Genomic DNA, 24,517 nt, shown 5'->3' with positions numbered 1-24,517 from the left:
AGTTGTCATGATCTCCCTGGCGGGTTAGCTTTCCCCCGACGCTGTTCCGGCACCGTTTCCGGCGAGGGGGATTCGCATGGGGGAAGCCACTCGCCGTGCCGTGCTCAAGGGCGGGCTCACGGTCACCGCGGCGAGCGCGTTCGGCCTGGTCACGGCGCGATCCGCTGCGGCGGTCACCGCGCCGAAGATCCACCCGACGTCCGAGTGGAACGCGCGACCCGCGACGGGCGCGATCGTGGTGGAGAACCACAAGCCGACGTACATCGTGGTGCACCACACCGTCGACCCGGGCAACAACACCGACTATTCGCTGGCCCATGCGTTGCAGATCTCGCGCGACATCCAGAACTTCCACATGGACACCCGCGGCTGGATCGACACGGGCCAGCAGTTCACGAACAGCCGCGGCGGCTACGTGACGGAAGGCCGGCACCGCAGCCTGGAAATCCTGCGCGGCGGCACGCAGCACGTGCAGGGCGCGAACGTCGGCAACCACAACAGCGAATGCCTCGGGATCGAGAACGAGGGCCTGTACAGCACGGTCGACGTGCCGGTGGCGCTGTGGAATTCGCTGGTGTCACTGGTCGCCTACATCGCCGACCAGTACGGGATTTCGCCGAGTTTCATCAAGGGCCACCGGGATTTCAATTCCACGGAGTGCTGCGGTCAGGTGCTGTACGACCGGCTTCCGGAGCTGCGGACAGCCGTTTCGCGAGTGCTCGGCGTCGCGGCTTCGCGGGCAGAGGTGCCCGAATGGCCGTTGCTGAAGCCGGGCGACGTGGGGCCCAGGGTGCTTACGGCGCAACGGTTCTTGCGCGCCGCGGGTTACGGCGTGCCGACCGATGGCGTGTTCGGACAGTCCACAACGGACGCGGTGGCTGCACTGGCGTCTGCCCATGGGCTGTCCCGCGACAGCTGCACGGCGGCGCGGGCCGCGGACGAGTCGGGATTCCTCGGCTCGGACGTGTGGCCGCTGATCGTGCCGTCGGGCAAGTCCGCCGCCGCGTGGCGGGTCGAACTCGCCCAGTGACCCCGGCGGGTCACGCGTGCCGGCGAGGGCGGTACGCGTGATCCGCCGGTTTCTCAGAGACCGGCGAGGAACGCTTCGACGGCGCCGCGGTAGATCTCGGGTGCCTCGGCGTGGGGCAGGTGCGCCGAGCCGGGGACGACGACGTGTTTCGCGCCCGGCACCCGTTCGGCCACTTGGGCTTGCTGGCCGGCCGGCATGGCCGTGTGTTCGCCCTCGACGAGGAGCAGGGGGCAGCTCAACGAGTCCACAATGGACCAGTAGTCGCGGCGGCCCCATTCGGCGGCGATCTCGTAGAGGTTCTCCAGGTTGGCGATCAGGTGGTAGCCGTCTTCGCGTTCCTCGACGCATTCGGTAAAGTAGTCGCCCGCGGTGCCGAAGAATTCGCGGACGTGGGCGAGGGATTCGAACGGCACCGGCCAGCTGTCGAAGTAGCCGCGCCAGGTCTCGACGGTGCGGCCGCGCTGGTCGGGCGCGAAGTCCTCGCTGACGACCCCGCGGACCAGTTCCGGGTACTTGGCCGCCGTCGCCCACGCGTGGAGGCCGCCCATGGAGTGGCCGATCAGCACGGAGGGGCCGATCTCACCCAGCACCCCGGCGATGTCCTCGGCGAACTGTTCGGTGGTCCACGGGCCGGTGTGCGGCGCGCGGCCGTGCCCGCGAGCGTCGAGGGCGTGGACGGAGCCGTAGCGCTTGAGCCACTGGGCGACCGGCCACCAGGTGCGGGCGCGGCCCATCAAGCCGTGCAGCAGGAGCGCCGACACGCCCGTGGTGTCGGCGCCGCCGAAGTGGATCAGCCCAGGTCGCACCGTGCCTCCCGCTGTTTCGTCCGGTAGCCAATCACACCCGAGCCCTTAGGGTGAAACGATGCGCCGCCACCGGACCGCCGTCTTCGCCCTCGCGGGTGTGCTCGCGCTGTCCGCGTGCAGTGCGGACAATCCGGACACCGCACCGCTGCATCCGTCCGCGGGAGCGGCCGGCGCCGGCGATCCCTATTACCCTGAAGACGGCAACGGCGGTTACGACGCGCTCGACTACCACGTCGACGTCGGCTACGACCCCGCGAGCGGCCACCTCGACGGCGACACGACCGTCACCGCGAAGGCCACGCAGGACCTCAGCCGGTTCAACCTGGACCTGCGGGGGCTTGACGTCGCGTCGGTCGAGGTCGACGGGAAACCGGCGAAGTTCAGCCGCGAGAAGGATTTCGAGCTGGTGATCACGCCGTCGCAGCCGTTGCGGGCGGGCTCGACTTATCGCACGCGCGTGCGGTACTCCGGCGATCCGACGAAGACCGAGCACGACGGCGGCAGCGAGACCGGCTGGAGCCGCTCGGCCGACGGCGGCGCGTTCATGGTGGGCGAGCCGCATTCGGCGGCGTTCTGGTACCCGGTGAACGAAACCCCGCGGGACAAGGCGACGTTCAGCGTGACCGCGCACGTACCGGACGGCTGGATCGTGATTTCCAACGGTCGTGAGCAGAGCAGTTCCTCGGCCGGCGGCAAGACCACCACCACGTGGACCGAGCCGAACCCCATCGCCAGCTACCTCACGACGATCGCCATCGACAAATTCACCGTGAAGCGCTCTTCGCTGCCCGACGGCACGCCCGTGGTGTCGGCATACGCGCCGGGCGCCGAGCCGCTCGAGGCCAGCGGCGACCGGCTGCCGGACATCCTGGCGTTCCTGAGCAGCAAGTTCGGCCCGTACCCGCAGAGCGCCGCCGGCGGCATCTACCTCGCGGAGGACATCCACTTCTCGCTGGAGACGCAGACGCGCCCGACGTACGCGAAGTGGGCCGACATCCTCACCCTGGTGCACGAGAACGCCCACCAGTGGTTCGGCGACTCGGTGTCCCTCGACTCGTGGTCGGACGTCTGCCTCAACGAGTGCTTCGCGTCGTACGCGCAGTGGCTCTGGTCCGAACGCGAAGGCCAGAACCTCGACGACCGCTACCGCGCGGCCCTCGAGATCACCCACGCCAGCACCGACTTCTGGAACCGCAAACTCGTCGACCCGGGCCCCGGTCACGAGTTCGAAGCCGTGTACGACAAGGGCATCCTCGCCCTGCACGCCCTCCGCCGCCGCATGGGCGACGGCCCGTTCTCCACCCTGCTGCGCGACTGGCCCACCGAGCACCGCCACGCCAACGCCACCTGGGCCGACTTCACGAAACTCGTGAACCGCCTGGCGGGCCAGAACCTCGACCCGTTCCTGGACGACTGGTTCCGCACCGCGAAACTCCCGTCGGACGCGGACCTCTACCCGGGCACACTCCGCCGCTGAGCCGAGGCGCCGAGCAGCGACCTGGTGAGCGCATTGCGCGCGTCCGCCATCTCCGCCAAGGCGCCGCCCAGTTCGGCGTCTCCGACCACGACCTCGGCGTCGGGGTTGGCGGCGAGGCTGCGCAGGGTCGCGCGGCGGAGGAGTTCCTTCACGAAGGACGCCGTGACGCCTTCGGTGGCGTCGACGATCGGGGCGAGGTCAGCCGTGACCTTGAGGCCGCGGGAGTACAGCTCCAGCAGCGCGGCGCGGCCGGCGGCGTCGGGCAGCGGGATCTCGACCGCGAGGTCCACGCGGCCCGGCCGGTCGGCCAGGGCTTTCTCCAGGTCACCGGCGCGGTTGGTGGTGAGGAGGAACGTGACGTCGGCGTCTCCGCCGACGCCGTCCATCGCGTCGAGCAGGCTGAACAGCAGGGGTGTGCCGCCGCGGGAGTGGTCGCGGTCCTCGGCGATGAGGTCGACGTCCTCCAGCACGACGACGCTCGGCTGCAGGCGGCGCGCGAGCGTGGCGGCCTTGGAGACGAACCGCATCGCCGAGCCGGTGAGGATGACGACCGTGCTGCCGGCCAGCCGGCCCATGAGGTAGCGCACGGTGTGCGTCTTGCCGGTGCCGGGCGGGCCGTGCAGCAGCACCCCGCGCTTGAGGTGCTGGCCGGCCGCCAGCAGGCGTTCGCCGTGTTCCGCGATGCCGAGCGTGTGGCGTTCGACCGCGTCGAGCACTCCGTCGGGCAGCACCACCTCTTCCGGCTCGATCGCGGGCCGCGGCAGGAAGGTGAGCAGCTCGTTGCCGCGGTGCTCGCTCACGCCGAACGCCAGCACGTGGCCGCGCAACACGTCGTGCTCCGCGATCAGCTGCTCGATGCGGTCGCGCGTGGCCGTCGCCGCGGCGCGCTCCCCGGCGATCACCTCCAGGCGGCAGTACATCTGCCCGTACTGCTGGTTCGTCCCCCGCACGCCGACGATCACCGGTGTCCCATCGGGCGCGGCCGTCCCCACCAGCCCCAGCTGCACGACCTCCGCCGCCGCGTCCGGCCCGACCGTCGCGGTCGTGTAGTCGACCGCCCCCAGCTCGTACAACTGGTGATTCCGCGCGGCGAACAGCATGCCCACCAGGTCCTCGTGACCGCGCTGCCCGCCCGCGATCCCGAACCAGTCCGTGCCCACGCCGTGCTCGGCCAGGTACGCGTCGACGCCCGCCTGGATGTTGGCGTGCTCCCAGTCCTCGTAGTTGCGCGTCACCACCAACGCCTGCGTCAGCGGCACCTCCAGATGCCCGGTGACGCGCTCGACCAGCTCGTTGGCCTGCCGCGAGCCGACCGCGTCGGCGGTGACTTTGATGATGCGCTGAAGGTCGCGTGCGAGTGCTTCGTGATCTTCCCCCATGGACCCCAGAGTGGCATGAAACGCCCAGTCAGGCCACTGCCGTCAGGTACCGCGAATAGTCCGGCAACTCGAAGCCGTTCAGCACCGCCAGCATCGAGGCGAACAGCAGGCGTTGCGGCAGGTGCGGCAGCAACCGCATGCCGAGCTGCTGCAGGCGGACGCCGAACGCACTCGACGGTGAACTGGCACGGGCGTTGGTGCGGCCCATCTTCTGGTTGGCCAACACCCACGGCCGGAGACGGCTTTCGTACGCAGCCAACCCGGCCGGCACATCCGGCGCGGCCGCGAGTTCCCCAGCCAGGACGTACGCCCCGACCAGGGCGAGGCTGGTCCCCTGCCCGGACGACGGCGAGGCGCAGAAGGCGGCGTCCCCGAGCAGACCGACGCGGCCGCGGGACCACGACGGGAGGTGGACCTGACTGACGGAGTCGAAGTAGAAGTCGCGAGCGTCGTCGATCTGCGACACCAGTTCCGCGGTCTCCCAGCCGAGACCCGACAGCCGCGAGCGCACCAAGGATTTCTGCCAACCGATGTCGCGGTGGTCGTGGTGCAAGTCGTCGGCGTGGAACGACGCGAAGGCCATGAAGGCCTGGTTCGAGTTGATCGTGCGGACGCCGATGCTGCGCCCCGGCGCGTTGTGCACCAGCGACCAGTTCTCCAGGCCCAGGTGGTTGCGCGCGGTCCAGAACGCCAGGTAGCGGCCCAGGTGCTGCAGCGGCACGTCACCGAACAGCAGGGACCGGACGCCGGAGTGGAGGCCGTCGGCGCCGATCACGGCGTCGAAGACCCGGGGCGAACCGGACTCGAAGGTGATGTGGACGCCGTCGGGCTGCTCGTCCAGCGCGACGATCCGGTCGCCGTAGCGGTATTCGCAATCCGTCGCTTCCCGAAGAACCCGCGCGATGTCCCCGCGGAGGATTTCGATTTCCGCGATCGGGCCGTCGCCGTCGAACTGGTCGACGGTGAGGGTGGCGCGGCGCCGTCCGCCCGCGTCGACGAGGGACAGGCCGCGCGTGTCGGTGCAGGCGGCGCGGATCTGGTCCAGCAGGCCCATCCGTTCCGCGGCGATTTTCCCCACGCCGCGCAGGTCCACGGCCTGCCCGCCCGGTCGTGGCGCGGGTGCGCGTTCGACCACCGTCGCCTCGATGCCGTAGCGGTGCAGCCAGAACGCCAGCGCCGGGCCGGCGATGCTCGCCCCCGAGATCAGAACCCGCATGGTGTGCCCCCCGTTCACGAACCTGCCCCAACATGATAGCCACAACTATTTGACAGTTACTACCACTTTCTTCCGGGGAAGACGGAAGTAGGCTGGAGCCATGGCAGTGGTGAAGATCAACGCGATCGAAGTCCCCGAAGGTGCCGGCCCCGAACTGGAGAGGCGGTTCGCCGCGCGGCTGCACGCCGTCGACAGCCAGGCCGGGTTCCTCGGCTTCGAGCTCCTCCGCCCGGTCTCCGGCGAGACGCGCTACTTCGTCTACACGAAGTGGGAGTCGGAGGAGCACTACCAGGCGTGGGCGGCCGGCCCCGCGCGCGAGGCCCACGCGGGCGAGCGTGCGAAGCCGGTGTCGTCGGGTGCGAGCCTGCTCGAGTTCGAGGTCGTCCAGGCTTCGAAGCCGGGTGAGTGACGAACTCGCCCGCGCGGCCGAACTGATCCACGGTGCCGGCGCGCTGCTCGTGTGCGCCGGCGCCGGGATGGGCGTCGACTCCGGCCTGCCCGATTTCCGCGGCAACGAGGGCTTCTGGCGCGCGTACCCGCCGTACGCCGGGCTCGGCCTCAGCTTCGAGGAGCTGGCCGACCCGCGCCACTTCGCCGACGACCCCGAGCTGGCCTGGGGCTTCTACGGCCACCGGCTCGACCTGTACCGGAAAACCGTGCCGCACCGGGGTTTCGAACTGCTGCGCGAATGGGGCGAGCGGAAACCCGGCGGCGTCCGCGTCTTCACGTCCAATGTGGACGGCCAGTTCCAGGTCGCGGGCTTCGGCCACGTCGCCGAGGCCCACGGCTCCATCCACCACCTGCAGTGCCTCGAGGGCTGCACGGACGACATCTGGCCGGCCACCGACGTCCACGTCGACCTCGACGAAACGACCATGCGCGCCCGGCCGCCCCTGCCGAGCTGCCCGCGCTGCGGCGGCCTCGCCCGGCCCAACATCCTGATGTTCGGCGACTTCGAGTGGGTCCCGACGCGCAGCCAGGCCCAGCTCGACGAGCTCACCGCGTGGCGCCGCGACCAGCGCGACCTCACCGTGGTCGAGCTCGGCGCGGGCCAGGCCGTGCCCACCGTCCGCCGCTACGCGGAGCTGGCCAGCGCCGCGACGGGCGCGCTCGTGCGCATCAACCCGCGCGAGCCGCACATCCGTCACGGCCGCGGCGTGTCGATCGCGGCCGGCGCGGCGGAGACGTTGGTCAAGCTCGCCTGAGGTGCAGCAACGGGAACGGCCGGCCCTCGGAGTCCGTCGCCGAGCGGCCGGCGATCACGAACCCGTGGTGCAGGTAGAACCCGAGCGCCTGTGGGTTCTGCTCGTTGACGTCCAGCGTCAGCGACGGAAACTCCGCCAAAGCGGCCTGCAAAAGCACGGACCCGACCCCCGAACCGCGGTGGTCGGCGTGCACGAACAGCATTTCCAAACTCCCGGCAGCAATTCCGCAAAACCCCGCGGCGGCACCGTCCACAGTGGCCACCGTCAGGTCCACCTGCGCGAAGTACCCAGGCACCCGCGAAGCGTAGAACGAGACGTCCTCGGCCGTCAGGAAATCGTGCGTCGCCTCGACCGCACTGCGCCAGATCGCCAGCAGCTCCGGGTATTCGTCCGGGCCCGAGACCGGACGCAGCGAGATCGTCACGGCAACCGCACCTCCGCGTACACGGCGCGGTGGTCGGTGCCGGGCACGTCGAACACCCGGTAGTCCTCGACGGCCGCGCGTTTGTCCACCAGCACGTGGTCCAGCGTAACGAGCGGCGTGGCATCAGCGGGCCACGTGGGCTGCAGGCCGTCGCCGCGTTCGTCGGCGGCGTCGTGGTAGCCGCGTGACAGCACGGTGGCCAGGGCCGCGTGGTCGAGGGTCGCGTTGAAGTCACCGGCCAGGATGCGCAGGCCGTGCTCACCGGCGGCGCGCGAAAGGTCCTTCGTCTCCCGTTCCCATTGGTCCACGCCCGTGTCCGGCGACTGCGGGTGCACGGCGACGAGCTCCACCACCGTGCCGCCGCCGAGGTCGGCTTCCGCGCTGGGCTGCTTCGCCGTGGAGTCGCCCGTGTAGTTCTCCTCCGTGAGCGGGTAGCGCGACGCGATGCCCGACCCGTCCGCGCCCGGCGCCGCGTGCAGCACCCGGTACGGCAGCAGACCGAACAGCCCCGCCTTGTCCAAAGCGGACACTTCGGCCGACGTCATCTCGACGAGGTTCAGCACGTCGACCCGGTTGTCCTGCACCAGCTTCACGACCGTGGCGGCGTCGGCCCGGCCGAGGTACAGGTTCGCCGACATCACCCGCAGCGATTTCCCGGACACGGCCGGTTGCTCGTCGGCCATCACGCGCGGCGCCACGAACACGGCCAGCAGGATCGCCAGCGCCAGCGCGATTCCGCCGGTCCACCAGCGCCGCAGCACCAGCGAAACACCGCCCAGCAGCGCTCCGTATACGACCGCGTACGGAGTGAGCGCGAGCAGCACCAGCGTGTACCAGCCGCCGTCGTACCCGATCGTGCGCAGCGCCGCGATGGCCAGCAAGGGCACGCCGAACAGCAGCAAAACGCCCGTGACCAGCCGGTTCCGCGGCCGCGTCCGCACCTGGTCGTTGATCACCATGGGCCGAGTATGCCGACTCTCCCCGGGTGAGCGCGCCCCGGACACCGCACCTCCACAACACCTCCGCAACTCCTGACAGCGCGGGACAGATCCGCGACAGGCGCTGTCAGCGTGCTGTGCGCACTCTGACAGGTCGGCCGTCCACTGTGTTGCTCGGAGGGCGACAGCAGGAGGAGACCGACATGTCGTTTGCGATCAAGGCCGAGGGCCTGGTCAAGCAGTTCGGGGAGACGAAGGCGCTGGACGGGGTGGACCTGGAGGTCCCGTTCGGCAAGGTGGTGGGGGTGCTCGGGCCCAACGGCGCGGGCAAGACCACGGCGGTGCGCATTCTGGCCACACTCATCAAGCCCGACGCCGGGCACGCCACGGTCGGGGGTTTCGACGTGGTGCAGGACCCGGTGCGGGTGCGGTCGCTGATCGGGCTCACGGGCCAGTACGCGTCCGTCGACGAGGACCTCAACGGCACCGAGAACCTGGTGCTGATCGGCCGGCTGCTCGACCTGTCGCGCGCCGACGCGAAGGCCCGGGCGAAGGAGCTGCTGGAGCGCTTCGAGCTGTCCGACGCCGCCAAGCGCCCGATCCGCACCTACTCCGGCGGCATGCGCCGGCGGATCGACCTCGCGGCGAGCCTCGTCGGGCGGCCCGAGGTGCTCTACCTCGACGAGCCCACCACCGGGCTCGACCCGCACGCCCGCAACGAGGTGTGGGCCGTGGTCCGCGGCCTCGTCGCCGACGGCGCGACGGTGCTGCTCACCACGCAGTACCTCGAGGAAGCCGACCAGCTGGCCGACAAGATCGCCGTGTTCGACCACGGCCACGTGGTCGCCGACGGCCGTGCCGACGAGCTCAAGCGCCGCGTCGGCGGCCAGACGCTGCAGGTGCGCCCGACGTCGCTCGCCGACCTCGACGCCGTCGCCCGCATCCTGGGCGAGCTCACCGGCGTCCGGCCGACGCGCGACAACGACACGGGCTTGCTCACCGCCCCGGTGTCCGACCCGGTGCTGCTGTCCACGCTCGTGCGCAAGCTCGACGAGGCCGGCATCACCTCCGACGAGCTCGCGCTGCGGCTGCCGAGCCTCGACGAGGTGTTCCTGGCCCTGACCGGCCACTCCGCCGAACCGACCACTGCCGACGCCCAGCTCGAAGGGAGCCTCGCGTGACCACGCTCGCGCTCGATCCGCCCCGCCGCATCAGCCCGGTGAAAGGCACGCAGCACGCGCTTTCCCTGGCCTGGCGCGGAATCCTGAAGATCCGCAAGAACCCGGAGCAGCTGGCCGATGTGACGCTGATGCCGATCATCTTCCTGCTGATGTTCACCTACCTGTTCGGCAACGCGCTGGGCGGGTCGATCTCGAACTACCTGCAGAGCCTGGTGCCCGGCCTGGTCGTGATGAACATCCTGCAAGCCAGCCTGACCGTGGGCGTGCAGCTGAACACCGACGTCACCAAGGGTGTGTTCGACCGGTTCCGCAGCATGCCGATCGCGCGGTCGGCGCCGTTGGTGGGCGCAGTGCTGGCGGACCTCGTGCGTTACGTCGTGTGCCTGGTCGTGCTGATGGTCGTCGCCATGGTGATGGGCTATCGCATCGAGACCGGCCCGATGCAGTTCCTGGCCGCGATCCTGCTGGTGCTGGCGTTCGGGTTGTGCTTCTGTTGGGGTTCGGTGTTCGTCGGGATGCTGATGAAGTCGCCGGGTGCCGCGCAGGGCCTGATGTTCGTGTTCATCATGCCGCTCACCTTCGGCAGCAACGTGTTCGTGTCCACCGCGACGATGCCGGGGTGGCTGCGGGCCTGGGCGGACATCAGCCCGGTGAGCCTGATGGCCAACGCATTGCGGGGCCTGATGAACGGCGGCGCGGTCGCCGGGCCGCTCGGTGGGGCGCTGGCGTGGATGGTCGGGGCCGTGGTGGTGTTCTTCCCGCTCGCGACCTGGGCCTACCGCCGCCGCGTCTGAGCGACTGTCGCAAAAGGACCACAACGAAAAATGGGGGCACTCGGTCCCCTTCACCGCGGGGGTGGTGGAGGGGACCGAGCTCGTCAGTGCCTATTTCAGGCACCGATTTCAGGCGGCTGTTTCAGTCGTTGATTTCCCCGGTGAGCCACGCGATTCCCGCGTCCCGGTCCATCGCGCGCATCTCGGCGACGAGCTCCGTGTACCGGTCCGCGCCCAGTTTCTCCTCCAGCCCCGCGATCAGCCCGATCACCTCGGGGCTGCCGAGGTCGAACTCGCCGCGGATCAACGCGCTCAGCGCCAGAATGCGCGCCGCCGTCTCGAACCGGCCCTGCGCGTGGCGGATCTCCGCGACGACCTCGACGATCCGCGCCAGGTCGGGCATGTCCCGGCGGTCGGTCACGGAGCGAATGGCGGCCGCGGCGTGCGGCATCGCTTCGTCCGGCTTTCCCTCCGTCAACGCGATCCTGGCGTGGACCATGCCGAACCACTCGTCCTCGAAATTGCCCGGGTAGGGCCAGTCGTCGCGGCTGTCCGAGATGGCCTTGCCGACCGCGCGCGCTTCGTCGAGCCGGCCCTCGCGGATGAGCAGTTCGAGCCGGCCGAACGACAGGATCATGCTCAGCTCCGGGCTCGCGCTGCCCGCGTAGCGTTCGGCCGCCGCCAGCTCACGCCAGGCGCCCTCGTGGTCACCGCCGCGCGAACGCTCCACGGCGAGGCGCCACCACTGCTGGATCACGTCGTCCTGCGAACGCAGCTCCATCGCCAGCCGCAGGCCCTCGGTGTACGCCGCGATCGCCCCGGCGTGGTCGCCTCGCTGCGACAAGCTCGTGGCGCGAAAGCTCAACGTCATCGCCAGGCCCCAGCGGTCGCCGATCTCGAGGAACCCGGCGTGGGCCTCCTCGCGGGCGCGGGCGGACCCCTCCAGATCACCCTCGTCGGCGAGCAGGAAGCTTTCGGCCCAGCGCGCGGCGGCCCGGCTCCACGGGTCGGCGCTGCGGGAGGAGCGCTCGATCTCGCGCCGGGCCAGCTTGCGGTGGCCGCTGAGGAACGCGACCATCGGCACCGCGAGCGCGAGCCACGGGTTGCCGTTCACCGCGTCCGTGCGCAGGCACTCCTCGATCACCTCCTCTGCGCTCGCCAGCGCCTGCGGGCCGGTCATCATGTGCATCATCAGCTGGCTCAGGCGCAGGCTGGCCGCGACGTCGGGCGCCAGCCGGTCGCCGAAGGCGAGCACGTCGGCCACGAACCGCTCCGCGCGTTCGCTCTGGCCGAGGATCGACAGGTACCAGAACATCCCGTAGAGCAGGCGCGCGGAGGAGCCGACGTCCTCGGACTCGATGGCGGAGCGCAGTGCCGCGGTGAGGTTGTCGTTGTCGTTTTCGAGGACCTCGATGGCGGCGAGCTGCTCGCGGGTGCGCAGCAGCGGCTCGGTGCGTTCGACGAGATCGACGAAGTAGCCCACCATGGCCACGCGCAACCGCTCGGTCTCCCCCGACGCGGTGAGCCGTTCGGTGGCGTACACCCGCAGCGTCTCCAGCATGCGGTACCGGCCGCCGACGGTGTCCACAATGGATTTCTCGACGAGGGAACCCAGCACGTACACCACGTCTTCGGCGGGCAGGAGGTCGTCGTCCGCGCAGACGGCGGTCACGGCGTCCTCGTCGAATGTCGCGGCGAACACGGCCAGCCGCCGGGCCAGGGCGAGCTCCGCGTCGGTGAGCAGGTCCCAGCTCCACTCGACGACGGCCCTCAGCGTCCGTTGTCGGCGCAGGGCCGTGCGGCTGCCGGAAGTGAGCAGGCGGAAGCGGTCGTCGAGGCGTTCGGCGATGCTCGTGACGGGCATCGAACGCAGGCGCGCCGCCGCCAGCTCCAGCGCCAGCGGCATGCCGTCGAGCCGGCGGCAGATCTGCGTCACGGCGTCCACTGTGGACTCGTCGAGCCTGAAGTCCGGCCGCACGGCGATGGCGCGGTCGAGGAACAGGCGCGCGGAGTCGAGCGCGCCCACCTCACCCGCCGGCGTGGACTCGGCCGGCACGGGCAGCGGGCCGAGCGGGCACAGCGCCTCACCCGTGATGGCGAGTGGTTCGCGGCTGGTGGCCAGGATGCGCAGGGCCGGCACGCGGCGCAGCAGGTCGTCGGCCAGCTGCGCGGCGACGTCGATCACGTGCTCGCAGTTGTCCAGCACCAGCAGGGTTTCGCTGCCGCTCAAGGCCTCGACGGCGTGCTCGAACAGGTCGATCGGCTTGCGCCGCACCTCGGTGTCGGTGGCGCGCACGTCGCGGATCTCCAACGCGGTGAGCAATGCGCCCAGCACGTCGTCGGCGTCGCGGACGCCGGCGAGCGGGACGAACCACACGCGCCCGGGCCCGTGCGCCGGGTGGCGCGCCGCGGCCTCGGTCGCCAGGCGCGTCTTGCCCGCGCCACCCGGGCCGACGAGCGTGACGAGCCGGGAGCCCTCCAGCAGCTCGGACAGCTGCTTCAGCTCGTCGCCGCGGCCGACGAAGCTCGTGAGGCGCACCGGCAGCCGGTCGGTGACCGGCGCGGCGGGCGCGAGCTCACCGCGCAGGGCCTGCAGGTGGATCTCCTGCAGCTCGGCCGACGGGTCCACGCCCAGCTCGTCGGCCAGCGTCGCGCGGATCGTGCCGTACGCGGCGAGCGCGTCGGCCTGCCGTCCGGCCGAGCACAGCGCGCGGATGCGCAGGCCGGCGAGCCGCTCACGCAGCGGGTGGGCCTCGGCGGCCGCGGTGAGGTCGGCGAGCACGTCGGCGTGGCGGCCCAGACGCAGCTCCGCGTCGAAGCGGTCCTCGGCGGCTTCCGTGCGCAGCTCCTCCAGCCGCGCCGCTGGGGCGGCGGCGAACGGCGCGTCGAGCACGTCCGCCAGCGCGGCGCCGTGCCAGAGGTCCAGAGCAGTGCGCAGCAGCTCGGCCGCGCGCGAGTCGCGGCCCGCCGAAAGCTCCCGGCGACCCTCCGCCGCGAGCCGCTCGAACCGGTGCGCATCGACCGCGTCCGCGGGCAGTGCGAGCCGGTAGCCGCCGGCGCCGGACTCCAGCTCGGCCGCAGCCGGCCGCAGCGCGCGACGCAGCCGCGAGACCAGCGACTGCAACGCGTTGGCGGCATCGGCCGGCGGTTCGGTGCCCCACAGGCCGTCGATCAGCATCTCGGCCGGCACCGCGCGGCCGGCGTCGAGCGCGAGCCGGGCCAAGAGCATGCGAAGACGCGCACCGCCGATGTCCACCGGGGTGCCGTCGTCGCAGGCCGCCCGCAGCGGACCCAAGAGCGCCACGCGCATGCCACCAGCTTTCCAGACGGATGCTGAGGACGGGTCCGAACGGCCGCAGGGGAACCGACGTAAGTGTGGACTTTCAGGACAAAAGCCCTTCAGGTGCCGTCAACGGCCCTTCGCGGCGATACGTTGCAAACGGTTTCCCGAGCAGCAGACAGGAGCGTTCATGAGACTGCAGCACCGCTGGCGCCGCCCGGCAGTGACGGTCGTCGCCACGCTGGCCGCGCTGAGCCTGGGCGGCGGCATCGCGTCCGCGGGACAGGACGGGTACGGCTGGGGCACCCCGGGTGCCGACGGAGCCGGCGACAGCTACTACCCACAGGACGGCAACGGCGGCTATGACGTCGGCGACTACAACCTCGCCGTCACCTACGCACCGGACAGCCACCAGCTCACCGGCGTGCAGACGATCAGCGCGCGAGCCACCCAGACGTTGAGCTCGTTCAACCTCGACCTCAACGGCCTCACCGTCGACTCGGTGAAGGTCAACGGCCTCAAGGCCAAGTTCACCCGCAGCGGCGACCACGAGCTCACCATCACGCCGCTGCTCCCGCTGCTGCGCGGCCTGCCGTTCCGCACCGTGATCAACTACCACGGCGTGCCCGCCCCGATCAGCGACCCGTTGCTGGGCAACAACGGCTGGCAGTACGCCAAGACCGGCGGTGCGTTCGTCGCCGGCGAGCCGAAGTCGGCCAGCACCTGGTACCCGGTGAACGACACCCCGCTCGACAAGGCCACGTTCCACCTGGCCATCACCGTCCCGGACGAGTGGGGCGTGATCGCGAACGGCCGCGAGCAGGCCACGCACAAGACGGCGAAGGGCACCACGCACGTGTGGGCCGAGACCACGCCCGCCGTGCCGTACATGACCACGGTCGCCATCGACAAGTGGACGTTCGACAAGCGCAAGCGCAAGGACGGCACGCCGATCGTCAGCGCGTTCGCGCCCGGCACGCCCGACTCGACCAAGCAGGCCGACGCGCGGCTGCCCGAGATCCTCGACTTCCTGGAGTCGAAGTTCGGCAAGTACCCCGTGGACGCCGCCGGCGGCATCTACCTCGCCGAGCCCATCGGGTTCTCGCTGGAGACCCTGAGCCGGCCGATCTACTCGGGCCGCGCGGGCAACGTCGACACGATCGTGCACGAGAACGCCCACCAGTGGTACGGCGACACCGTGGCCGTGGACCACTGGAAGGACGTCTGCCTCAACGAGTGCTTCGCCTCCTACGCCGAATGGCTGTGGGACGAAGCCAAGAACGGCGTGAACCTCGACGACCAGTACCGGCAGCAGGTCGCCACCGCGTCCGACCGGTTCTGGAACGGCAAGCTCTACGACATGGGCGCCGGCAACGAGTTCACCTACGTGTACTCGAAGGGCCCGGTCGCGCTGCACGCCCTGAGCAAGTACATGGGCGAGGCCGCGTTCGACAAGGTGCTCAAGACGTGGAACTCGTTGCACCGCAACGGAAACGCCAGCATGCAGGAGTTCCAGAAGTACTGCGAATCGGTGTCGCACAAGAACCTGCAGGGCTTCTTCGACGCCTGGATCTACGGCTCCGGCAAGCCGTCGGACCAGTACCTCTACCCGGGTGACCTCAAAACTCCGTGATCTGCGTCGGCTCCGCCGACGCGTGCGAGATCGCCTTTGAGCCGGCTTCTTCCCACCCGACACGGTCGGCCCGGGGGGCCACCCACATCGGGTGGGAAGAAACCGGCGCGATCTCGCCGCGTGGTTCAGGTTCATGATTGTCTTGCGGCATGACTGTCTTACTTACGGGGTTCGCGCCGTTCGGCGGGTCGAGCACGAACCCGTCGTGGCAGGCGGCTTCGCTGGTCGCCGCCCGGCGGGACGACGTGGTCGCGGTGGAGCTGCCGGTGGAGTTCGGCGCGTCGCTGCCGGCCTTGCGGGCGGCGATCGAGCAGCACCGGCCGAGCCTGGTGGTGTGCGTGGGGGAAGCGGGTGGCCGCAGTGCGGTCACGCCCGAGCGGGTGGCGATCAACCTGATCGACGCGCGGATTCCCGACAACGCCGGCGACCAGCCCGTCGACGAGCCGGTGATCGCGGACGGACCGGCGGCCTACTTCACGGCGCTGCCGGTCAAGGCCGCCGTGGCGGCGATCCAGGCGAAGGGCGTGCCCGCGGCCGTGTCGCACACGGCGGGCACTTACGTCTGCAACCAGGTGTTCTACGGCATCATGCACCTCATCGCCACGGACTGCCCCGGCCTGCGGGGCGGGTTCGTGCACGTGCCGTCGGCACCGGCGCAGAGCGGGCGCGGCGGACCGGCGCTGGCGGTGGAGCAGTCGGCCGACGCGGTCGAAGCCGTGATCGACACTGCCCTGACCACCCGCGAGGACCTGAAAGAGCCGGCCGGCACGCTCAACTAGGCAACTTCGGAAACGGCGCCTCGTGGTCCTCTCGCAGCCGGTCGTAGAAGTCGGTGAACACCACGGCCCTCTTCACGTGCCGCGCGACCACCGACGCCACGGGTTCCGGCAGCGGTAGGTCGCCCGCGGCCGCGCGACGCATGGCCGCCATCCGCGCGGCCCGGTCCCAGGTTCCGCAGACCTCCGTGACCAGCCACTGCGTCGCGTACATCGCCAGGTAGGCCTCGTCGTGCTCGACGTTCGCCGCGGCGAACGCGCGCTCCTCGGCGGTGAGGTCGAAGCGGGTCGCGAACGCCAGGCCGAAGTCGGTCAGGTAGATCCGCGAGCCGTCGGTGAGGTAGTTGCCGAAGTGGGTGTCGAAGTGCAGAACGCCTTGCGCCCGAAGGAAAGCGGCCGTCTCGAACAGCTGCTGCTCGACACGTTCCGACTCGTCGAGGTGCGTGGGCAGCCACTCGTGCAGCGTCGTCGGGAAGTACTCGCAGAACAGCACGACGCTCGACTCGGCGGTTTCGAGCTCCTCCAGCCGCCTGCGCACGGCGCTGGAGCCACCCCAGTACTCGACGTCCTCTTCGAGCGGACGATCGGGAACCCGGCCGGCCCGCAGCGGCAGCACGCGCCAGTGGTGCAGCAGCGGGAAGTACTCGCACTCGCCGCCGAGGACCCAGCCGGTGGCCATGGTGTGCAGCGCCAGCTCGCGCCACGCCGAGCCCTCGGGCGAGCCGCCGAAGCTGTAGTGGCAGAACAGCGGCAGGTCGTAGAGGTTGGCGGTGGAGTGCGGGTGCTGCCGTTCGAGCTCGGTGAGCGGCAGGTGCTTCGCAAACACCGGGATGCCGTCGATGTCGAGCCGCGCACCCGTGCCGCCGATGCCACGGGAGACGACTTCGGCCGTCTTGAGGCGTTCGGTGAGCTGCCGGTCGCTCAGCAGCGCCAGCGCCGTGGCCACGCGCAGGTGGTCCGTGAGCCGTGAGTCCCCCATGGACTCGACAATACGGAGAAGGGCGGCTCCCCGTGGGGAACCGCCCTTCTCAGCTCGTCAAGCGATCAGTCGTTCTCGGTGTCGTGCTCCGAGGCGCCGATGCTGACCGGCGGCGCGTCCGGAACCGAGGACGGGCGCTTCTCACCGCGGAAGGTGAAGTGCGCTTCGTCGTCGCGGTCCTCGGGGTTGCCGCTCCAGCCCTCGACGTCGACCAGGATGATCTGGCCGGGCTCGACCTCGCCGAACAGGATCTTCTCCGACAGCTGGTCCTCGATCTCGCGCTGGATCGTGCGACGCAGCGGCCGGGCGCCGAGCACGGGGTCGAAGCCACGCTTGGCCAGCAGAGCCTTGGCCTTCGCGGTGAGCTCGAGCTCCATGTCCTTCGCCTTGAGCTGCGTCTCCACGCGCCCGATCATCAGGTCGACCATCTGGATGATCTGTTCCTGCGTGAGCTGGTGGAAGACGATGATGTCGTCGATGCGGTTCAGGAACTCGGGCCGGAAATGCTTCTTCATTTCCTCGTTGACCTTCTGCTTCATCTTCTCGTAGCGGTTCGTGACGTCCGCTCCGGAGGAGAAGCCGAGGCTCACGGACTTGGAGATGTCCGAGGTGCCCAGGTTCGAGGTGAAGATCAGGACCGTGTTCTTGAAGTCGACCGTGCGACCCTGGCCGTCGGTGAGGCGACCGTCTTCGAGCACCTGCAGGAGCGTGTTGTAGATCTCCTGGTGCGCCTTCTCGATCTCGTCGAAGAGCACCACCGAGAACGGCTTGCGCCGCACCTTCTCGGTCAGCTGCCCGCCCTCTTCGTAGCCGACGTAGCCCGGAGGGGCACCGAAGAGCCGCGAAGCGGTGTAGCGGTCGTGGAACTCACCCATGTCGATCTGGATGAGCGCGTCGTCCTCGCCGAACAGGAAGGCCGCCAGCGCCTTGGACAGCTCGGTCTTACCGACACCGGACGGGCCGGCGAAGATGAACGAGCCCGACGGGCGCTTCGGGTCCTTCAGACCGGCACGCGTACGACGGATCGCCTGGGAGACGGCCTTGACCGCGTCCTCCTGGCCGATGATGCGCTTGTGGAGCTCTTCCTCCATGCGCAGCAGCCGGGTGGTCTCCTCCTCGGTGAGCTTGAACACCGGGATGCCGGTCCAGTTGGCCAGCACCTCCGCGATCTGCTCGTCGTCCACCTCGGCGACGACGTCGAGGTCGCCGTCCTTCCACTGCTTCTCGCGCTCGCCCTTCTGGCCGAGGAGGGTCTTCTCCTCGTCACGCAGGCGGGCGGCCCGCTCGAAGTCCTGCGCGTCGATCGCGGACTCCTTGTCGCGGCGGACGTCGGCGATCTTCTCGTCGAACTCGCGCAGGTCCGGCGGCGCGGTCATGCGGCGGATGCGCATGCGGGCGCCGGCCTCGTCGATGAGGTCGATGGCCTTGTCCGGCAGGAACCGGTCGTTGATGTAGCGGTCGGCCAGCGTGGCGGCCGCGACCAGCGCCGAGTCGGTGATCGAGACGCGGTGGTGCGCCTCGTACCGGTCGCGCAGGCCCTTGAGGATCTCGATGGTGTGCTCGAGCGACGGCTCGCCGACCTGGATCGGCTGGAAGCGGCGCTCCAGCGCGGCGTCCTTCTCGATGTACTTGCGGTACTCCTCGAGCGTGGTCGCACCGATCGTCTGCAGCTCACCGCGGGCCAGCATCGGCTTCAGGATCGAAGCCGCGTCGATGGCGCCCTCGGCGGCACCCGCGCCGACGAGCGTGTGCAGCTCGTCGATGAACAGGATGATGTCGCCGCGGGTCTTGATCTCCTTGAGCACCTTCTTCAGGCGCTCTTCGAAGTCACCGCGGTAGCGGGAGCCGGCGACCAGGGAGCCCAGGTCCAGCGTGTAGAGCTGCTTGTCCTTGAGCGTCTCGGGCACCTCGCCCTTGACGATGCTCTGGGCCAGGCCCTCGACGACGGCGGTCTTGCCGACGCCGGGCTCGCCGATGAGCACCGGGTTGTTCTTGGTGCGGCGGGACAGCACCTGCATGACCCGCTCGATCTCCTTGCCGCGCCCGATGACCGGGTCGAGCTTGCCCTCGCGGGCGAGCACGGTCATGTTGCGGCCGAACTGGTCGAGCACCAGCGACGACGACGGGGTGCCCTCGCCACGGCCGGAGCCGCTCTCGGTGGACTTCTCGCCGGTCTGGTAACCCGACAGAAGCTGCAACACCTGCTGGCGCACCCGGTTGAGGTCCGCACCGAGCTTGACGAGCACCTGTGCGGCGACGCCCTCACCCTCGCGGATCAGGCCGAGCAGGATGTGCTCGGTTCCGATGTAGTTGTGGCCGAGCTGAAGCGCTTCGCGCAGCGACAGCTCAAGCACCTTCTTGGCCCGAGGCGTGAACGGGATGTGCCCGCTCGGCGCCTGCTGACCCTGGCCGATGATCTCTTCGACCTGCTGGCGCACTCCCTCGAGGGCAATGCCCAGCGACTCGAGCGCCTTGGCGGCGACACCCTCACCCTCGTGGATCAGACCCAGGAGGATGTGCTCGGTGCCGATGTAGTTGTGGTTGAGCATCCGGGCCTCTTCTTGGGCCAGGACGACCACCCGCCTCGCGCGGTCGGTGAACCTCTCAAACATGCGCACTCCCTCGACTGCTGCGTCGGCGGCCCGTTCCCGCCACGGATTTCACCCGCGACGGACAGCACCGTGAGACCACTGTAGTAGCCAAGCGGTCGCGCTTGCGTACCACTACGGCTTGCGGTGGCCTTTTGGCACCCGGCCGGTGACCGCTCCGGTCACCATCCAACATCCGGTTGCCCTGCACTTTTACCTCTTGTCGAACGTACGGGCCCGCGTTCGGATTCCGCCCGCACCCCCCTGTCCGCTCAGCGCGAACACATCCGCGAGCTGCCCGTTTCCACCAGGTGGGCACCCGATTGGCGCAACGGCGAAACGTCTGTAAGGTTAGGCACGCCTAATCAGTTCGACCGGTTGAGGAGGGCCGCGTGAACCAGCAGCGGTCTTCCCGTGACGTCGGCGACGGTCTCGCCAGTTCGCTCCTGCGGGTCGGGGGGCTTCAGGAGCGCGGTGAGCTGCGGCGAGACGTCCCGACCGGGTGGTTCCACTGCGCCGAGCTGCTCGAACACCCCGAGCTTTTCACCGAATGGCGTGAACGGCTGGAAAAGTGGCTTCTCCACAACCACGGCGCCGCGCCCGAGCGCACGGCCGCGAGCTACGTCATGTCGTGGTACCTGCACGTGCCCGCCTACGTCGGTGCGCTGCTTCTGCACCACGAACGCCGGGTGCCCTCGCTCAAACCCGAGCAGCTCGCCTTCGGCCTCGGCGACGACCGTCCCCACCCGGACGGCATGGCCGTGCTGGGCGACAGCTTCTACTGCCTGCCCACCGACCCCGGCTCCGCTCGCCCGGAAGCCACGGTCGTGGCCGACGAACGCGCACTCGCCGCCGTGCTGCGCGCCCAGTTCGTGGCGCACGCCACACGCTTCGTTCGCGCGTACGCGCCGAGCAGCCGGCTGGGCCGCCGCATGTTGTGGGCCGCGGCCACCGACGCGCTGGACAACTCGCTGTGGTGGGCGGGCCGCCAGGGCGGAACGCCGGACGCGGAAGGCGCCGGAGTCGCCGACGCCGCATTGGTGCTGGACGACCGCTACCGGCCGCTGACCTCCGCGTCGACGCTGCGCATGGCCGTGGACGCCGAAGGCCACCGCGCCTGGGAACGCCGGCGGGAGAGCTGCTGCTTCTCCTACCTCCTGCCGGGCGAGGCCGAGTGCGAGGAATGCCCGCGCGTCTGCTCGCGGTGAGTGGAGGTCACACCGTCCAGGCCGGGTCACGGCCGGATGCGCCCAGCGCGCGGTCGAGGGCCGGAGCGCCGGCCGCAACCGGTACCTCGGGGCCGTAGACGCCCATCACGCGCGCCTGCTCGCCCATGGCGACGGCGGACGCGCGCACGGCTTCCGCGGCTTCTTCGGAGCAGTTCAGCGTCGCGCCGACCGCGGGCGAGGTCCCAGCCGTGGATCACAAACTCGCCGAGCACCATGTCGCCGACGATCGCCGCGGGCATCGTGGCCGAGCCGAGCGTCGCCAGGCCGTCCCACGCGGCTGCGGACGCGAAGGCGTCGACGAGGTCTTGGGTCTGCTTCTCCAGCGTCGCGAGCCAGCCTTCGCCGACGAGGTCCACATCGGCTTCGGTGCCGGTCGCCAGGTACGTCTCGCGCCGGCCGGCTGCGGCGAGCCAGGGGCCCCAGTAGAGCAGGTGGTTGAGCAGGCCGCGCACGTCGTAGCCGGTGCACGGGGTGGGCGCCGTGAGCGGTTGCGCGGCCGCCGCCACGCGCAAGAACTCGGCCGCGGCCGGGCGCAGCAGGGCGGAGTGATCGGTCATGCGCGAAGCCAAGCAGCCGCGCGCGACACGCGTCTTGAACGAACGCGACGCATTAGCGTGAAGCGCATGCGCCGGATCCCTCGCGGCATCGTCGACGAGCACGTGGCCCGCACGAAGTTCACGCTCGCCCGCCACGCCCCGGCGCCCGCGCTCGCGGAGTTCGTCGACTACCACTGGGTGCTGCACTGGGACCTCGACGGTTTCCACGACCAGCACGTGCTGCCCAACGTCGCCGTGCACGTGACCTTCTTCCCCGGCGCGTGCGGCGTCTACGGCCCGGGCCACACACTGTTCACGCACCGGCTCGAGGGCCGCGCGCACGGGCTGGGCGTGCGGTTCCGGCCCGGGTGCTTCCGCCCGTTTCTCGGCGCCCCGTGCGGCTCCTCGCGGACCGATCCGTGCCGTTGGAGGACGTCTTCGGCGGCGGGGCGGAAGCGGCCGAATCGGTGCGAAATGCGAGTGGCGATCAGGAAATGATCGCTGCAGTCGACAACTTGCTGATCGCAAAGCAGTCGGCTCTTGCACCCGCCGCGCGGACGGCCGCCGCGGCGGTGGAAACAATCGCGGAGGATCCGGAAAACACGCGCGTCGATCAACTCGCCGCGAGGGCCGGCTTGTCCGCACGAGCACTTCAGCGGCTCTTCGCGGAACACGTCGGCTGCACGCCCAAGTGGGCGATCCGGATATACCGCCTGAACGACGCCGCACGATCGCTCGCCGACGCCGGCAGTCCCGATTTCGCGGACCTCGCCGCCCGGCTCGGCTATAGCGATCAACCGCACTTCACCCGCGATTTCCGAGCGGTGACCGGATGCTCGCCCGGCGAGTTCGCCCGTTCGGCCCGCCGCGCCGTCTCGGCCGAGCCGATCGAACACAAGCCGATCGCACACAAGCCGCGCTGAACGCAAGCCGACCCAGCACAAGCGACCGGACAGAAACCGGACAGCAAAACGGCCGCCGGAAAATATCCCCGGCGGCCGCCTCCTCGTTGTTGCCCCTCAGTTCTTCTGGTGGTAGGCCTCCACGACCTCCGACGGGATCCGGCCCCGGTCGGAAACCGCGAAACCGTTCTTGCGAGCCCAGGCGCGAATGGCCTGGTTCTGCTCGCGGTCGACCGTCGCCGGGCGGGCCGAGGCCTTCGCACCCGCGACCGGACGCAGCGCGGCGCGCTTGCGGCCACCGGCGCGGCGGGCGTGCTCCACGTACTGGGCCAGTGCGTCGCGCAGCTCCTCGGCGTTTTCCGAGGACAGGTCGATCTGGTAGGTCACACCGTCCAAACCGAACTCGACGGTCTCTTCGGCCTCACTGCCGTCGAGGTCGTCGACCAGGGAGACGAGCACCTTCTGTGCCATCTGATTCCTCCTGCGGGGCTTACGCGAATGATCTGGTTACGGGGCGAGCCCCGGGACAGAAGTCTTTGTCACTCACATTAATACCCGCTCATCCGGCCGCGTGCAAATCTCGTTTGAGATAAACCCGGCCGGTTCCTACCGACGGGTGGGTTATTCCGGCCGTACGAGGGGGAAGAGGATCGTCTCCCGGATACCGAGACCGGTCAGCGCCATGAGCAGCCGGTCGACTCCCATTCCGACACCGCCGCTGGGTGGCATTCCGTACTCCAGGGCACGAAGGAAATCCTCGTCGAGACGCATGGCCTCGCTATCACCCTGTGCCGCCAGGAGGGACTGTTCGGTGAGGCGCTGCCGCTCCACGACCGGATCCACCAGCTCGGAGTAACCCGTGGCGAGTTCGAAACCGCGCACGTAGAGGTCCCACTTCTCCGCGACCCCGGCCCGGCTGCGATGCTGCCTGGTCAGCGGGGATGTCTCGAGCGGAAAATCACGCACAAATGTGGGAGCGGAGAGATCGTCGCCCACGAGGTGTTCCCACAGTTCTTCGACCAGTTTGCCGTGGCCGAGCTTCGGGTCCACCTCGATCTCGCGCGCCTCGGCGATCTTGTGCAACCGCTCGGCGGGAGTCTCGGGTGACACTTCTTCACCCAATGCCTCCGACAGCGACTCGTACATGCCGAGCGTCGTCCATTCGCCGGAAAGGTCGTACTCCGTTCCGTCGACGAGGGTGACGACCTGGGTGCCGAGCACGTTCTCCGCGGCCTCCTGGATGAGTTCGCGGGTCATCACGGCATTCGTGTCGTACGTGGCGTAGGCCTCGTAGTACTCCAGCATCGCGAACTCGGGTGAGTGCGAGGAGTCGCTGCCCTCGTTGCGGAAGTTGCGGTTGATCTCGAAAACCTTCTCGATCCCGCCGACCACGCAGCGCTTGAGGTAGAGCTCCGGCGCGATGCGCAGGTACAGCTCGAGGTCGAACGCATTCGAATGCGTGACGAATGGCCGGGCCGCGGCGCCGCCGTGCAGCGTCTGCAGCATCGGCGTCTCGACCTCGGTGAATCCGCGGCGGTGGAACGACTCACGCAGCGAGCGCACCACGCCGGCACGAGTGCGCACCACATCGCGGGCCCGATCGCGCAGAATCAAGTCGACATAACGCTGCCGGATTCGCGTTTCCTCGGCGAGGTCGGAGTGCGTGTTGGGCAACGGCCGCAGCGCCTTCGACGTGAGCTGCCACTTGTCGGCCATCACGGAAAGCTCACCGCGCTTGGAAGTGATCACCTCGCCGGAGACGAATACGTGGTCACCGAGATCGACATCACTCTTCCACGACGCGAGCGACTCCGCACCGACCTTCGCGAGGCTGAGCATCGCCTGCAGTTCCGTGCCGTCACCCTCACGAAGAGTGGCGAAACACAGTTTGCCCGTATTGCGCAGAAACATCACCCGGCCGGTGACGCCGACCGTCTGACCAGTGGCGGTGTCGGGTTCGAGATCTGTGTGCGCGGCCCGAACCTCGGCGAGCGAGTGGGTACGGGGAACCTCTACGGGGTAAGGATCGACACCCTCCGCGATTATCCGGTCGCGCTTGTCCCGGCGCACCCGCATCTGTTCGGGCAGGTCGTCTTCGGGCAGCGCGTCGGGCGCGGGGAATTCGGTCATGGCCCATAGCGTACGAACCCGCTGGTCGGCTACGC

Annotated in this window: 22 protein-coding genes; 11 read left to right on the top strand and 11 right to left on the bottom strand. The window is 69.6% G+C overall.

Annotation, left to right across the window (positions count from 1 at the left end; all coding sequences use genetic code 11):
• The first annotated feature begins 76 nt into the window (after positions 1-76).
• A complete protein-coding gene (locus ACFY1H_RS05555) occupies positions 77-1,030 on the top strand; it encodes an N-acetylmuramoyl-L-alanine amidase (RefSeq protein ID WP_366582356.1) in 954 nt (317 codons plus the stop codon).
• 53 nt (positions 1,031-1,083) lie between these two features.
• Here ACFY1H_RS05555 and ACFY1H_RS05550 read toward each other — a convergent pair whose 3' ends face one another.
• Positions 1,084-1,824 (bottom strand): alpha/beta hydrolase, encoded by a 741-nt coding sequence (locus ACFY1H_RS05550; RefSeq protein ID WP_366582537.1) that lies wholly within the window; start codon positions 1,822-1,824, stop codon positions 1,084-1,086.
• Positions 1,825-1,894: 70 nt separating this feature from the next.
• On the opposite strand from ACFY1H_RS05550, the gene ACFY1H_RS05545 reads away from it, so the two are divergent.
• Positions 1,895-3,313, top strand: a complete 1,419-nt coding sequence (locus ACFY1H_RS05545; RefSeq protein ID WP_386944791.1) for a M1 family metallopeptidase — start codon at positions 1,895-1,897, stop codon at positions 3,311-3,313.
• Here ACFY1H_RS05545 and ACFY1H_RS05540 read toward each other — a convergent pair.
• Both ACFY1H_RS05540 and ACFY1H_RS05535 read right to left on the bottom strand, forming a co-directional pair.
• Entirely contained in the window at positions 3,289-4,692 is a 1,404-nt protein-coding gene (locus ACFY1H_RS05540) for an AAA family ATPase (RefSeq protein ID WP_386944790.1), read from the bottom strand. The genes ACFY1H_RS05545 and ACFY1H_RS05540 overlap by 25 nt on opposite strands.
• Before the next feature lie 28 nt (positions 4,693-4,720).
• Complete coding sequence (locus ACFY1H_RS05535) at positions 4,721-5,908, bottom strand: FAD-dependent monooxygenase (protein WP_386944788.1); 1,188 nt, start codon at positions 5,906-5,908, stop codon at positions 4,721-4,723.
• Between the two features lie 100 nt (positions 5,909-6,008).
• On the opposite strand from ACFY1H_RS05535, the gene ACFY1H_RS05530 reads away from it, so the two are divergent.
• Together ACFY1H_RS05530 and ACFY1H_RS05525 are read left to right on the top strand one after the other, a co-directional pair.
• Entirely contained in the window at positions 6,009-6,317 is a 309-nt protein-coding gene (locus ACFY1H_RS05530) for an antibiotic biosynthesis monooxygenase family protein (RefSeq protein WP_386944786.1), read from the top strand.
• Positions 6,310-7,113 carry an NAD-dependent deacetylase gene (locus tag ACFY1H_RS05525; protein ID WP_386944784.1) on the top strand — a complete coding sequence of 268 codons (804 nt, stop codon included), beginning with the start codon at positions 6,310-6,312 and terminating at the stop codon, positions 7,111-7,113. The genes ACFY1H_RS05530 and ACFY1H_RS05525 overlap by 8 nt, the downstream gene beginning before the upstream one ends.
• Here ACFY1H_RS05525 and ACFY1H_RS05520 read toward each other — a convergent pair.
• Together ACFY1H_RS05520 and ACFY1H_RS05515 are read right to left on the bottom strand one after the other, a co-directional pair.
• Positions 7,100-7,537 carry an acetyltransferase gene (locus ACFY1H_RS05520; protein ID WP_366582349.1) on the bottom strand — a complete coding sequence of 146 codons (438 nt, stop codon included), beginning with the start codon at positions 7,535-7,537 and terminating at the stop codon, positions 7,100-7,102. The two genes, ACFY1H_RS05525 and ACFY1H_RS05520, sit on opposite strands and share 14 nt — an antisense overlap.
• Positions 7,534-8,496, bottom strand: a complete 963-nt coding sequence (locus tag ACFY1H_RS05515; protein ID WP_386944782.1) for an endonuclease/exonuclease/phosphatase family protein — start codon at positions 8,494-8,496, stop codon at positions 7,534-7,536. The genes ACFY1H_RS05520 and ACFY1H_RS05515 overlap by 4 nt, the downstream gene beginning before the upstream one ends.
• Before the next feature lie 182 nt (positions 8,497-8,678).
• Here ACFY1H_RS05515 and ACFY1H_RS05510 point away from each other — a divergent pair, with 182 nt between their 5' ends.
• Both ACFY1H_RS05510 and ACFY1H_RS05505 read left to right on the top strand, forming a co-directional pair.
• Positions 8,679-9,656 (top strand): ATP-binding cassette domain-containing protein, encoded by a 978-nt coding sequence (locus ACFY1H_RS05510; protein WP_386944780.1) that lies wholly within the window; start codon positions 8,679-8,681, stop codon positions 9,654-9,656.
• Complete coding sequence (locus tag ACFY1H_RS05505) at positions 9,653-10,450, top strand: ABC transporter permease (RefSeq protein ID WP_366582346.1); 798 nt, start codon at positions 9,653-9,655, stop codon at positions 10,448-10,450. Before ACFY1H_RS05510 ends, ACFY1H_RS05505 begins: the two co-directional genes overlap by 4 nt.
• 121 nt (positions 10,451-10,571) lie before the next feature.
• Here the strand turns inward: ACFY1H_RS05505 and ACFY1H_RS05500 are convergent, their stop codons facing one another.
• Entirely contained in the window at positions 10,572-13,739 is a 3,168-nt protein-coding gene (locus tag ACFY1H_RS05500) for a BTAD domain-containing putative transcriptional regulator (RefSeq protein WP_386944778.1), read from the bottom strand.
• 160 nt (positions 13,740-13,899) lie between these two features.
• Here ACFY1H_RS05500 and ACFY1H_RS05495 point away from each other — a divergent pair, with 160 nt between their 5' ends.
• Together ACFY1H_RS05495 and pcp are read left to right on the top strand one after the other, a co-directional pair.
• A complete protein-coding gene (locus tag ACFY1H_RS05495; protein ID WP_386944776.1) occupies positions 13,900-15,342 on the top strand; it encodes a M1 family metallopeptidase in 1,443 nt (480 codons plus the stop codon).
• 149 nt (positions 15,343-15,491) lie between these two features.
• Complete coding sequence (pcp, locus tag ACFY1H_RS05490; protein ID WP_386944774.1) at positions 15,492-16,121, top strand: pyroglutamyl-peptidase I; 630 nt, start codon at positions 15,492-15,494, stop codon at positions 16,119-16,121.
• On the opposite strand, the gene ACFY1H_RS05485 is transcribed toward pcp, so the two are convergent.
• Positions 16,114-17,097, bottom strand: coding sequence for a hypothetical protein (locus tag ACFY1H_RS05485; protein WP_386944772.1), 984 nt, complete (start codon positions 17,095-17,097; stop codon positions 16,114-16,116). The genes pcp and ACFY1H_RS05485 overlap by 8 nt on opposite strands.
• 65 nt (positions 17,098-17,162) lie before the next feature.
• Positions 17,163-19,709 (bottom strand): ATP-dependent Clp protease ATP-binding subunit, encoded by a 2,547-nt coding sequence (locus ACFY1H_RS05480; protein WP_366582341.1) that lies wholly within the window; start codon positions 19,707-19,709, stop codon positions 17,163-17,165.
• A gap of 368 nt (positions 19,710-20,077) precedes the next feature.
• Here ACFY1H_RS05480 and ACFY1H_RS05475 point away from each other — a divergent pair, with 368 nt between their 5' ends.
• On the top strand, positions 20,078-20,893 hold the full coding sequence (locus ACFY1H_RS05475) for a (2Fe-2S)-binding protein (RefSeq protein ID WP_366582340.1): 816 nt from the start codon (positions 20,078-20,080) through the stop codon (positions 20,891-20,893).
• A gap of 26 nt (positions 20,894-20,919) precedes the next feature.
• Here the strand turns inward: ACFY1H_RS05475 and ACFY1H_RS05470 are convergent, their stop codons facing one another.
• Positions 20,920-21,471, bottom strand: a complete 552-nt coding sequence (locus tag ACFY1H_RS05470; protein ID WP_386944770.1) for a TIGR03086 family metal-binding protein — start codon at positions 21,469-21,471, stop codon at positions 20,920-20,922.
• Positions 21,472-21,537: 66 nt separating this feature from the next.
• Here ACFY1H_RS05470 and ACFY1H_RS05465 point away from each other — a divergent pair, with 66 nt between their 5' ends.
• Both ACFY1H_RS05465 and ACFY1H_RS05460 read left to right on the top strand, forming a co-directional pair.
• Positions 21,538-21,948: a DUF6597 domain-containing transcriptional factor gene (locus tag ACFY1H_RS05465; protein WP_386944768.1), complete on the top strand. Its 411-nt coding sequence runs from the start codon at positions 21,538-21,540 to the stop codon at positions 21,946-21,948.
• The gene (locus ACFY1H_RS05460; RefSeq protein WP_386944766.1) at positions 21,945-22,373 is read left to right on the top strand and encodes a helix-turn-helix domain-containing protein; all 429 of its coding nucleotides are present in this window, start codon (positions 21,945-21,947) and stop codon (positions 22,371-22,373) included. Before ACFY1H_RS05465 ends, ACFY1H_RS05460 begins: the two co-directional genes overlap by 4 nt.
• 96 nt (positions 22,374-22,469) lie before the next feature.
• Here the strand turns inward: ACFY1H_RS05460 and ACFY1H_RS05455 are convergent, their stop codons facing one another.
• Together ACFY1H_RS05455 and lysS are read right to left on the bottom strand one after the other, a co-directional pair.
• Complete coding sequence (locus ACFY1H_RS05455) at positions 22,470-22,823, bottom strand: Lsr2 family protein (protein WP_285971935.1); 354 nt, start codon at positions 22,821-22,823, stop codon at positions 22,470-22,472.
• A gap of 150 nt (positions 22,824-22,973) precedes the next feature.
• On the bottom strand, positions 22,974-24,482 hold the full coding sequence (lysS, locus tag ACFY1H_RS05450; RefSeq protein ID WP_366582536.1) for a lysine--tRNA ligase: 1,509 nt from the start codon (positions 24,480-24,482) through the stop codon (positions 22,974-22,976).
• Positions 24,483-24,517 lie beyond the last annotated feature (35 nt).

Source organism: Amycolatopsis sp. NPDC001319, from assembly GCF_042896185.1.
Lineage (GTDB): Bacteria > Actinomycetota > Actinomycetes > Mycobacteriales > Pseudonocardiaceae > Amycolatopsis.
Note: the sequence above shows the minus strand (reverse complement) of the source record. Positions and strands in the feature narration are given on the sequence as shown.

Excerpts from the sequence above, each read along its gene's own strand:
- ACFY1H_RS05470 (WP_386944770.1), bottom strand. The coding sequence starts at position 21,471 with ATGACCGATCACTCCGCCCTGCTGCGCCCGGCCGCGGCCGAGTTCTTG.
- ACFY1H_RS05480 (WP_366582341.1), bottom strand. The coding sequence starts at position 19,709 with ATGTTTGAGAGGTTCACCGACCGCGCGAGGCGGGTGGTCGTCCTGGCC.
- ACFY1H_RS05535 (WP_386944788.1), bottom strand. The coding sequence starts at position 5,908 with ATGCGGGTTCTGATCTCGGGGGCGAGCATCGCCGGCCCGGCGCTGGCG.
- ACFY1H_RS05465 (WP_386944768.1), top strand. The coding sequence starts at position 21,538 with ATGCGCCGGATCCCTCGCGGCATCGTCGACGAGCACGTGGCCCGCACG.
- ACFY1H_RS05545 (WP_386944791.1), top strand. The coding sequence starts at position 1,895 with ATGCGCCGCCACCGGACCGCCGTCTTCGCCCTCGCGGGTGTGCTCGCG.
- ACFY1H_RS05485 (WP_386944772.1), bottom strand. The coding sequence starts at position 17,097 with ATGGGGGACTCACGGCTCACGGACCACCTGCGCGTGGCCACGGCGCTG.
- pcp (WP_386944774.1), top strand. The coding sequence starts at position 15,492 with ATGACTGTCTTACTTACGGGGTTCGCGCCGTTCGGCGGGTCGAGCACG.
- ACFY1H_RS05455 (WP_285971935.1), bottom strand. The coding sequence starts at position 22,823 with ATGGCACAGAAGGTGCTCGTCTCCCTGGTCGACGACCTCGACGGCAGT.
- ACFY1H_RS05495 (WP_386944776.1), top strand. The coding sequence starts at position 13,900 with ATGAGACTGCAGCACCGCTGGCGCCGCCCGGCAGTGACGGTCGTCGCC.
- ACFY1H_RS05510 (WP_386944780.1), top strand. The coding sequence starts at position 8,679 with ATGTCGTTTGCGATCAAGGCCGAGGGCCTGGTCAAGCAGTTCGGGGAG.
- ACFY1H_RS05500 (WP_386944778.1), bottom strand. The coding sequence starts at position 13,739 with ATGCGCGTGGCGCTCTTGGGTCCGCTGCGGGCGGCCTGCGACGACGGC.
- ACFY1H_RS05555 (WP_366582356.1), top strand. The coding sequence starts at position 77 with ATGGGGGAAGCCACTCGCCGTGCCGTGCTCAAGGGCGGGCTCACGGTC.
- ACFY1H_RS05515 (WP_386944782.1), bottom strand. The coding sequence starts at position 8,496 with ATGGTGATCAACGACCAGGTGCGGACGCGGCCGCGGAACCGGCTGGTC.
- ACFY1H_RS05530 (WP_386944786.1), top strand. The coding sequence starts at position 6,009 with ATGGCAGTGGTGAAGATCAACGCGATCGAAGTCCCCGAAGGTGCCGGC.
- lysS (WP_366582536.1), bottom strand. The coding sequence starts at position 24,482 with ATGACCGAATTCCCCGCGCCCGACGCGCTGCCCGAAGACGACCTGCCC.
- ACFY1H_RS05540 (WP_386944790.1), bottom strand. The coding sequence starts at position 4,692 with ATGGGGGAAGATCACGAAGCACTCGCACGCGACCTTCAGCGCATCATC.
- ACFY1H_RS05460 (WP_386944766.1), top strand. The coding sequence starts at position 21,945 with ATGATCGCTGCAGTCGACAACTTGCTGATCGCAAAGCAGTCGGCTCTT.